The sequence below is a fragment of the Mariniphaga sp. genome (genome assembly GCF_041687215.1).
Taxonomy (GTDB): Bacteria; Bacteroidota; Bacteroidia; order Bacteroidales; family Prolixibacteraceae; genus Mariniphaga.
Genome location: NZ_JAWLCI010000029.1, coordinates 24,411 through 35,995, shown reverse-complemented (window position 1 = coordinate 35,995; position 11,585 = coordinate 24,411). Strand labels below are relative to the sequence as shown.

General features: G+C 38.8%; 3 protein-coding genes. 1 reads left to right on the top strand and 2 read right to left on the bottom strand.

Annotation, left to right across the window (positions count from 1 at the left end):
• Window positions 1–84: 84 nt before the first annotated feature.
• The gene (locus ACESMA_RS11620; protein WP_372948988.1) at window positions 85–4,026 is read right to left on the bottom strand and encodes a T9SS type A sorting domain-containing protein; all 3,942 of its coding nucleotides are present in this window, start codon (window positions 4,024–4,026) and stop codon (window positions 85–87) included.
• A gap of 532 nt (window positions 4,027–4,558) precedes the next feature.
• Window positions 4,559–8,656, bottom strand: coding sequence for a two-component regulator propeller domain-containing protein (locus ACESMA_RS11615; RefSeq protein ID WP_372948987.1), 4,098 nt, complete (start codon window positions 8,654–8,656; stop codon window positions 4,559–4,561).
• 288 nt (window positions 8,657–8,944) lie between these two features.
• On the opposite strand from ACESMA_RS11615, the gene ACESMA_RS11610 reads away from it, so the two are divergent.
• On the top strand, window positions 8,945–11,551 hold the full coding sequence (locus ACESMA_RS11610) for a DUF4832 domain-containing protein (RefSeq protein WP_372948986.1): 2,607 nt from the start codon (window positions 8,945–8,947) through the stop codon (window positions 11,549–11,551).
• The last annotated feature ends 34 nt before the right edge of the window (window positions 11,552–11,585 follow it).

Here is an 11,585-nt window from a genome sequence, read left to right as displayed (position 1 = left end):
AGTCACTTTAACAAAACAGCTAATTTTAAGTGAAAAACCAGACCGCCGCGTTGGACGGTCTGGTAAACTTTTATTTGTTACTTGTTATTTTTTAATTGCTTTATACCTGCCAATCAGGCGGTTTTCTTTGCTGACAACAATCAGGTACATGCCTGAAGGCTCATTCTGGAGTGAAATAACCTCGCGGTTACTGCTCACATTTATATCCAAAACAGCCGTTCCAACGGCGTTGTAAACCTGAATCCGCTGTCCTTTTTCAACACCCGAAACATTCAGTATTCCGTTTGTTGGGTTCGGATAAAACTCTATCTGGTTTTGAACACGGAAGTCGTTTGCATCTGTTAACGGACCAAAAGTGTAAATAACTTCTATTTTACCATCAGCCGAAGTTACTTTTACCTTATCGTTTCTGTTAAGTGTTCCGCTTGTTTTCTCTGCTCCGTTTTCATCAACTACAACTGCTGTTGCACCCAAGGCTGTTCTGATTCTTGCATAGAACTCACTGATATCTGCAATACCGGATGCTCCGTGAATTTTATATTCCACCTGGTCTATTCCGTACACATTGGACAGAATATATGCCAGGTAAGTTGTTTCCTGAATGTATTGCGTTGCCAGTTTTGAAATATGATAGACTGTTGTAACCATCTCGTCTGGCGATGTTACCACCAGTTTATCATCGTCTGCAACAGTGCCATCAACCCTTTCAAATCCCCACTTATCTATAAGTTTCATACTGGCTCCCAATGATGGAACCAGGTTGGAAAGGAAACTCTGAACGTTTGTTCCGCGTGGCACATACTCAATCAGCAAATCACCTTGACTTACTGAATACAAATCAGATAACACAAATGCTGCTGATTCAGAAGCTCTTGGAAGCAACTGATACGTAATAGTGGTTATTCCATTTTCTGCAACAACTTCAAAATAAGTATCGGCATTTACCGTAACTGAAACGTAGGCAGTATCATAATTTAACTGTTTAAAAGGCACATACTCCCCGTCTCCGCTAATAACAGTCATTGTAGCGCCTGCCGGTACCGTTACATTGTTTACTACTGTTTGCAGCGTGGTACCATACTCGAATCCGGTAATTGACCCGGAGCCGGGAGTATGCTCATCGCCGGCGCTTTTGGGCTCGGCATCGATGGTAATTTCATAACGGGTTGAAGTGAGTAAAGCGTCTGAACTCAATCCTTCATCTGAAACCTCCAGAACATATTTTGTAACATTGATGCTGTCTGCTGACATGACGGTTAATGTGTCATTTAAACTCAACAAATCATCCATAGCCAGTACAGTTCCATCCTCATTACTGGTTAAATTAAGTGACTGGCCTTCATTTGCTTTGATAATATTGTCAAGAAAACCAGTTACGGTAGTTCCTGTTGTTATTCCTCTGATGGTTTGTGGCCCGTGTGGTGGATTGGACTGATATCCTTCGCTCACTTTATAAACGACTGAGCTTACCGTAGATATATAGTGATTTGGAGCGAACATAAAGTGTTTGCCAATATCGGAAACTATATTCAGCATTCTCCATGGCCAGCCCTGGCCCTGACCAGCGTAGTAGTCTAAATTATATGCACTATATTCAGCATCCTCAGGCGACGTACCCAATGCACCAAAATTCGGATTTCCTTGATAAATATGCGGTTTTCTTCTTAGTGAAAAAGGATTGTTTATACCCTCCTCTCCCAGCGTCCAGAGTGAGCCATCTTCTTTCCCTAAAACGTCAATCAATTCAAAGTCGAGTGGATCGGTTGCCGGTTTTAATCCTTGTTTTATCGAGTCATTAAGTATTTTGAACAGATAAATAATATTAGCATGCCATTTTCCAAAAGGAGTACCGTTATTGTCTATTTCTTCTCCCCACTGATTTTCCCAGAAGTTACATGAAGTTTCTCTGGTATAAAACTGTACATTGGCATTTTTTGCCGGATTAGTCCAGTCAGGCCTGCACATTGGTGCATTTTCATTATTTATAGCAGCCATTACAAATACTTCTCCCGGGTATACCATTGCATCAACCGAAAGATCAAGCTCAGCTTTGTAGGGATCTACAACCCAGGATCCCTCATTGGGAGCCCATTTGTAGCCCGGAATGTATTTTTCGTATCGCATTAACCAATTGTCTTCGTTGGTATTTGCTATAATGTCAGCAGGGTTGGCAGAACCACTCATTGCTATCATATAATTACTTAAATCAACCGGCTCATTACCAGGATTATAAATTTCCGCAAAATCGTTACCCATCCAGTATAAATTATGTGAAACTTCGGAAATAAATGGATCTGCCACAAAAGGCTGCAGGTTGTTAGGGTCTTTTTCTTTTGTGAGTAAAATATTATAATTATTAGTGGTTGAATCATCTTCTGCAGTAACCGTAAAATCAACAGTACGATCTGCCTCAGAACCTGAAAGGCTGGTTGCCCGTTTTACTTTCACTTTGGCATTGGGATCGGACTTGGTAGGTACCAAAGCCGGAATGCCCTGGGCCATTAGAGGAACTTCAATGTTGTAATTGAATACCTGCGGGCCAAAACCTGGAATAGTATCGCCAATCCAACCAAAAAGACCTTTGTAAAATTCCGGAATGTCGGGCCACTGGATAGCAGTTAAAGTGGCATCGCCATTTGCCCTGTAAGGTATTACAGAGATAAAGTATTCTTTTGCAGAGCCATCCTGGGCAGTTACCCTAAGTATATCGCCATCTGATAAATCGGGTTTTGCGACTCCGCTGGCATAAACAATTTCCCATTCTGCATTGGATGGTTTTTCCAAACGATCCAGTAATAAGGTATCCACACGGGTTGAATACGGAATTCCTCCGCGGGTCCCCCAAATAGTGTCATTTCCGGATTCATGCTGAGTAACTCTTGGGTATTCCAGATACCCGTTATCAATAGTTTCTCTCCAAAATCCCTCAGGGTCCTCATTTGTTAAAGGAACAACTATATTTGCATTTGCTGCAGGATCTTGCACTACAATGTCAAAAGCCTGCAGATCCAAATCATTTCCACATACGTAGATTAACAATTGATCTCCTGTTTGTGCCGCCCAGGTTAATGAATCTGCATCGGGAGCCATAATATATTCCCAGCCAACACCAGGTTTTTTTTCGAAATAGTTCATGATATCATCACCCCGGCGAACTCCCCATGGTACAGTTAGTGTTTTGTTTTCAAAATCAACATCAATAACGTCAGACACTAATGTATTTTCATCCAGGTTGTAATCACCATGATTGCCCATAGTCCACATGGGTGCTCTCCATTCTCCTCCGTGCATCGGAACTGGAATCCATTCTGAATCATCTAAACCAACTCCACGTGCTTCGGCGAAATTAAGGTTGCCTGTTTTAACATTAAACCTTCGCACCAAAATACTGTTTCCTGTTGCCTGAGGGACACCGGCAACATCGTAACCACTTCCACTCACCCTGTCCAGATTTGCACCATCTACACCAGTAAACATCCCAACTACCTGGTCAACAACCATACTGTCGCCGTCAGGAAAATGTTGTTCAATAAAAAACCCATTCATGCCGGGCCCCCATTGTTCATTGAAAGGCTGGTAAAAATTTTCTGTTACCAGGTCTGTTTCATCACCTTTTTCTTCGGGTAAATGAACAAGGAAGTCAGCATACTCCCAGGTTTTTGGATGGTTTACTCTTTCCGGGAAGCCTTCCAATCCTTTGGCAAACATTCTTGGGCCAAATTCTTTCACTGCTGCGAAAACAAAAGCTTCACCTGGTTGTAATACGATATCTCCCGGTATCCAATAACCGGGACTCGTATCTGTTACTTTTCCAGTTGCATAATCCAATTTGTCACCACCTCCCCAGTGTCCAATTTTAAATTGGTTCAACTCAACGGGTTTATCTCCCATGTTGGTTAATTCCAAATAGCACCTGTTGGTATTATCTCCGCGATATTCGGTGATAACCAAATAATTAATTGTATCCTGAGCGCTTACAACACCGCCCAGCAACAAAAAAGCAAAAAGTAAAAATTTTAATCTCATAACTGTAATTTTTATTGGTTACTACTACTACTATTGTTATTTATTTTTCCTTTTATATCATTTTTTTATTGCTACCGTTACTAAATGCCGGTGGTATTGACCACCGGCATTATATACTATGAAATTAAAACCTGAACTTTAGTCTTTTATTTATTATTACAAAAAGCATCAATTCATTTTTTTGGTGTTCATAAAAAATGTGTCTTATCATCTTAAAAAAATATTTTCGTAAATCAATTTTGTTACAATAAAGAGTAAAAGTAGACCAGCTATTAAATAGGGTATTGAACTGTAATTATTTTTCAGTACCCGCCGGGTTATTCTGGTTCTTTTAATTCGTATAAGAAGTGTTTTCATAAACAATGAATTGATACAAATTTAAGCACCGGAAAAATTATTCATGTGATTTTAATTGCTCATTTAAGTGTTGTGAATTGTTCGGTAGAACAAAAGTTGTTCATTCAGGTATAAAAAAATGTTCATTTGCATTAAAATATACTGTAAATGTATTGTTTACAGTATGGGTTAATGCTTATTTTATTAACGCTGAAGGTGCAAATCCGAACGTTTCCTTAAAACATTTACTGAAATATTTTGGGTTTGTAAATCCAACCATGTAAGCTACTTCTGCTATACGCAAACCTTTGTTCTCCGACAATATCTGATATGACCGTTTCATGCGCATACTAAGTAAAAGTTCCTGTCCGGACTGGCCGGTTAAACTTTTGATTTTCCGGTAAAATTTGGCATGGCTCATGGCTAGTTTTGATTCCAGTGTATGAATTGAAAAATCGGAATCGGAGATACCTTCATTTATGGCTTCCATAAGTGTAGTTAAAAATTTCTCGTCAACCGAAGTAACGGTTACGGCAGAAGGTTCCAAAACACTGCTTTTTTGAAATAACCTGCGCAGTTTTTCCCTGGATTCAAGCAAATTTTTTATCCTGATTTGCAGATATTCCATTTCAAATGGTTTGGGAATATAATCGTCTGCACCTGTTTCTATTCCTTCGTATTTTGTTTCCAGGTCAACTTTTGCAGTAAGAAGAATAAAAGGAATATGGCTGGTTTCAATATTGGATTTAATTTGTTCACACAGTTCAATGCCATCCATATTGGGCATCATCACATCGCAAACAATCAGGTCGGGCATAAATTTTTTAGCCTTTTTCAAACCTTCCATACCATCACCAGCTTCAATCACATTGTATTCCTTTTTAAGTTCGTTTCTAATGAAACTTCGCATATCTACATTGTCTTCTACAATTAAAACAGTTTTATCCAAATCTTTAACCTGGTCAGGTTCATCAGCAGCTACTGCATCACCATTAAAATACATATCTTCAGTGCTGGTTGTACTTTGGATTGCATTGCCGTTTGTGTTTTCAATGTTTGGCAGGAAAAACTGCATGGTGGTTCCAACTCCCTCCTTGCTTTTTGCTTCAATGTAACCACTATGGGCATCAATCAATTCTTTGGTGTGCGATAACCCAATTCCATAACCTTTTCCTTTTTGTTCTTGTCCCTGGTAAAAGCGGTCAAATATTTTTTCACATTGCTCCTTTGAAATCCCTCTGCCTGTATCACTTATTTCTACTTTCACAAACGAACTGAAAGAAGAATTTTTTAATACTTCTATTTTACTTGAATCTTTATCAACTATCTCAATATTAATATCAATTTTTCCTTTATCTGTAAATTTTATGGCATTCGAAATGATGTTAAAATATATTTTTGACATCATAGCCGGATCGAAGCAAACAATTATCTTTTCGGGGTTAGAGGTCAGGTTTAATTCCAGTCCTTTTTGCTTAACAGCATAGGTAAAATGAGCAATTTCTTCATTTGTAAAAGTAACTATATCTTCTTTGTTCAATTTTGCTGTTAGTTTCCCGCTTTCAGCTTTTCTTACATCGAGAAGCTGTTCAATTAAATAGTTCAGGCGTTTTACATTTCGCTTAATTAGGTCAAGCTTTTCTCTTACATCGATGTTTAATTTTTTATTTTGAAGCAGAACATCCAGTGGTTCCCTGATAAGTGTAAGAGGGGTTCGCAAATCATGGGAGATGTTAATAAAGAACTTTGTTCTCAGTAAGTCAAGTTCATGAACCTTTTCATTGTGATTCTTTTCAAGCAACAATTTCTTTTTTGTAGTGTACCGTATAATTGTGTAGTGCGAAAAATAAGTAAATATTAAAGTAATAATCAAAAAGTAAAGAATGTAAGCAAACCAGGTATAAACAAATGGAGTTTGAATATGAACAAATATTTGTGTGGGAGTGCCTTCCCAGATTCCGTCAGCGTTTGTTGACTTTACCTTAAAAATATATTTCCCGTGCCTCAGATTGGTGTAACTTGCCATTCTGTTGGTTGCATCGGTATATTGCCAGTCGTTGTCAAAACCTTCCAGCATGTAAGCATAACGTATTTTTTCTGCATTGGGGTAAATCATGGCTGAAAATTCAAAACCAATGTTTTTTTGTTTGGGAAGAAGAACAATAGAATCAGTTAATGTAATGCTTGATTTTAGCGGAGATTTTCTTCCTTTTTTTTCAAGTGCATTCACTTTTTCGTTAAACAAATAAAAACCAGTAACGGTTGTTCCGGGCATCAATGAGCTTAAATTGATTTGTTGGGGATAAAATGCATTTATTCCGTTAATACCACCCATAATAATTTCTCCGTCGGTTTTTTTATAAACAGTATGCTCCGAGAATTCATTGCTTTGAATTCCGTCGGTTACCGTATAATTTACAAACCTGTTTTCTACGGAAATAAATTGCGATAGTCCTCCATTGGTTCCAATCCAAAGATTCTGATTATCATCTTCAACGATTAACTGTATCATATTATTAGGTAGCCCGTCCTTTTTGGTATAACTTTTAAAAGAAATTTCCCCTGAAATGGAGTCGGTTATCATTTTGTTTAAACCTTCGTAGGTTCCAAGCCATATATTATGGTTGCTGTCTTTTATAATAGAACGGATGTAATTATTGCTTAACGAGTTCGATTCATTGTTTTTTTGATACACTTTAATCTTATCAGGATAGTGCCTGTCATCCAGTGAAATAATATTCAATCCTCCGCCTTCCGTGCCAACATAGAGGCTGTTGTCTTTTGGGTCATAAAAAAGTACCCTGCAATTGTTTGTTGAAATACCGGGCGTGGCGTTATGGGTGTATTTTTCTGCTGCAATAATTTTGTCATTCTCAATTTTTATCCGCGTTAATCCGGTAAGCGAAGCAACCCAATACACATCAGATTTACTTTTTTCAATATAAAAAACAGGACTGCCTTCATAGCCGCTAAGAATTTCTATCCCATTGTTGATCCATTCAACGAGGTAAGCACCCGAGCTGCAGCAAATAATTTTTTTGTTCCCCTCATAATTTGAAATGTAAAAAACAGACTGCGTTTCGAAGCCTAATTTTTGAAATTTATTTTTTTCTCTGATATAAAGAAATAGCCCGTTACCATGAGTACCTGTCCAGATTCGGTTTTCATCGTCAACGTAAACTGCCCGGATAAAATTCGAATTGGATAAATCATGGTTTGGATCGCGAAATTTATAGTGTGCAAACTTTTTTTGCTCCGGATTATAAATATTGACTCCGGCCCCAATGGTGCCAACCCACAGTAAATTGTCATTTGAAACATAAAGGGAATAAATGAGGTTGGAATTTAAACTGCTTGCGACAAAAGGGTCATTTTTAATGGGTTCAAAATGAATCTTAGTTTTATTAAGATCGTCAGATTTTATAAGGTTCAGCCCTCTGTCAAGGGTGCCTACCCATAAATTGCCCTCTTTGTCCAGCGCCAGTGACGAACATTTTCGCGAAGAAGGTCCGTAAGTTGTGCCATAAGCATTAAAATGATCAGTTACCCCGGTTTGCGGATTGTATCTGAATAGTCCGTCCTGTGCCGTAGCAATCCATAAATTTCTTGTTGAATCTTCAGCGGCAGCAACCTGATTGGAGTTGATGGTAAAATCTTCAATGATGACAGGTTCATTCGAATTTTGCTGGAAAATTACCCTTGAAATGTTGCTGGATGTAACTATCCAAATCCCTCCATGTTTTGATGTTACAATGGAGCGAATGAATTCATTTGCAGCTTCATTGTGTTTATACCCTCTGATTTGTTCAAAGCCCGATTCGATTTCGGTTATTTTGCTACTTTGCATTTTTGTTCTCCATAAACCCTGCGCAGAACCTATCAGCAAATATTCATTCTGAATGCATAAACTCCATATTGGAAATCTTTTTTCAACTGAATTTATTTTAATCTGATAAATGAGTTCAGTTTTAGGATCGTACATATTTAGTCCGTCGTCTGTGCCTATCCAAATACGTCCCGATTCATCTTCAACCAGACATCTTACGGTATTATTTGACAACGAATTTGGGTCATTTTTATTGGTATTATAAATATCAATATTGTACCCGTCGTACCTGTTCAAACCGTCCACCGTGCCAAACCAGATAAATCCCCTACTGTCTTCCAAAAAAGAATAGACTTCGCTTTGAGAAACACCATCTTCAGAAGTTAGCTGTTTAAACCGCCTTGGTTGAGAAAAGCCACTCAAACAAGTCATCATTACAATAAAAAGCAGGATAATTCGTGTAATCATTTGAAAACTCTCCTTTAAATCTTCTTTTGTCAGGAATCCGCTTTATCCAAATTGTCAACTTTGCAAAAGTTAGCAGAGCGATCCTTTATTTTATGGTAATAATACGAAAAAGTACAATTTTAAAAATTCCTGGTCTGACAAACTTAAATGAATGAACAATTCATAGGAGGTAAAAGAACAATTTTTTATCATTTTGGCTATACTTTATTCCTTTCTGAAACAATTGAATCATTTAGTGGTAAAATATTAAATGTATTTTTAAAAATCTGTTTGTTTAAAAAAATCAATATGGAAAAAACTTACTTAGTCACTATTTTAATTTTCATTTTCTATACATTTGAGGTAAGTGCACAAAACGATGAAGTAATTATTCAACCTGAAGAATACGATCGTGCTTTGCGAAATCCCCTGAAGGGTTTTACCACGAACAATATTAGCGACCATCCCTGGGGTACTCTTGCACACACCTATTTCAAATGGAATGAGCTTGAAAACCATGAATCAGATGGAATTGAAAAAATTATCAGTGTAAGTAATCAAAGATGGAATACAGTAGCAGCTAAAAATATAAAGGTTATTCCCAGGGTTTATTTGCACTGGGATGGCGATAAAAAATACTGGCCGGCTGATATGGAAGAAGACGATTATTCCAGCGAGCAGTTTCAGAAAAGGGTGGTTCGTTTAGTGAAAAGGCTCGGCGCCTGCTGGGACAATGATCCGCGGGTAGCTTTTGTTGAACTGGGAATTATCGGAAAATGGGGTGAACATCACTCCCCAGGTCCTTCAACAACTCAGCAAAAACTGTTAGGCGATGCGTTTGCCGAAGCCTTTAATAATAAAAAGGTCTCAGTCAGGCATTTCTGGAATCATTTTACCGATTACCCGTTTGGCGAATATTGGGATTCATGGGCACATTACGACCAAATGTGGGGGCATGGAAACAGTATAAAACAGGTAAACGACCAAACCGGCCGGTACAAAGAAACCTACATTGGGGGTGAAGTGGCATACGGTTGGGGCAATAACGACATTCAGGCGGGACCTTCTCCAACACACAGTGTTGCCATTGAAAAACACCGGAATTTCGTTATCAATTCAATCCGCTGGCTCCATTGCACGCAGTTACGTTGGATAAGCAATTATGACAAAAATAATGCACAGGCTCAGGCAGGCGCTGAGGAAATGCAAAAGGCTTTTGGATACCGGTATGTTTTGGATGAAGTAAGGTTCTCGCTGGAAGATTCATTAAATATCTCATTCGATGTGTCCAACACCGGTTCGGCACCATTTTATTACGACTGGCCGGTTGAATTGGCTTTGCTCGATTCATCCACACATGAACCGGTATGGAAAGCCACGATGGATAGCGCAGATATCAGAGTATGGATGCCCGGGGAAAACTGGACGGACCCGGAATGGAAATATGTCGGCTCATGGCAGGAGTATCATCCCAACGAAAACTGGAATTCCTCCGGGATTACCGGATGGGCCACTCCACCTGCAAAAAACAGGGTTGAAGGTAAATTTGAAATTGATCTGCCCGATGGCACATATATTCTTTCCCTTTCCATACTCGACCCGGCAGGTAATTTGCCCAGTGTTAAATTTGCAACAGGCAATTATTTAAAAGGGGGGAAACATCCGATGGGATTGGTGTATGTTGGCGAAAACAAATGCGACACACTGCCTTCCGGTTTTCAGTTCGATGACCCGAGAAACGACAATTCATTGAAATATGAAGTTGATTTTGAAATTGTGTATGAAGAAGATTCTGTTGAACGCGATCCGGTACGAACTCCGTATAAAGGAAATGTCTGGCGTTTCCCAACCGATAATGTTCCTGCCTGGCAATACGATTTTATGAACAACCATTCGGGCGATAAATATTTTTCTCTCGATACTGCCAACACCATTGGGATTTATGGTTGCAACGACACAATAGGATATAATATCCGTTCATATAAGGATTCCGTTCAAAATGCCGATGCGGCGCAATTTAAGTGGGATCAAACGTCCGAAACATTTCAAAAAAACGGGCAGTGGCTTGAATACACTGCCGGTTTTCAGCTCAATTTACCTTATCAGTTGCTTATAAGGGCAAGAAATGATGTGGATGCCAGGTTCAGATTAACCATCCTGACCAATAATCGCGATACCGTATTTTTTAATGATTTTAGCATTGAAGATGATTTTAAAAACGTCGGTGGCGGGAACGAACAAACCGATTGGTTTCGCTCAAAAAATCAAATGGATGGCCTTTGGGGAGCATATATTATTAGGTTCGACTGGTACGATAATGTAGGAGAACCCGGAATTTTCGGAGGCTTTTCCTTTGCTCAGTCAGAATTGGATTTTACACCCCCGGAATGGTACTATGTTAGTTTAGGCACTTTCAATCCGGGAACCAACATTGTAGTTATGACCACCGAAGACGCCACCGTTTACATGGTTCCGGAAGGAACCCCGGCAGATACCACATCCATCAAAGAAGCCGCTGTTTCAAATACTGAAACAACTGCATATAGTCAGGCAAATCTTTCTACAACCGGATTGAGTTCCGGAGAATATGTACTCTATGCAGTTGACAGCTCCGGTAATGTTTCGGTGGCAAGCAGTGCAATTCGGTTGGAAAATCCGGTAAATGCAGCTCTAATAACCGATAATTCAAAAACAACTGTGTTTTATGATAACGCCTACCGGTTAATTAAAATTAAGAGCAGCAACGAACTTGGGAGGATAGAAGTTTATAATATTCTGGGTAAAAAGGTTGGGAGTAAAAAATGCGATGGAAAAACGGATGAAATACAAACTGCCGGGTTGATTGCCGGTGTGTATCTGGTTCATGTATTTGATAAAAATGAAACATTAAATGTAAAAAAGGTTTTTTTGAAGTAATTCAAAATCAATTATGTAAAAAGTCAATTATCCA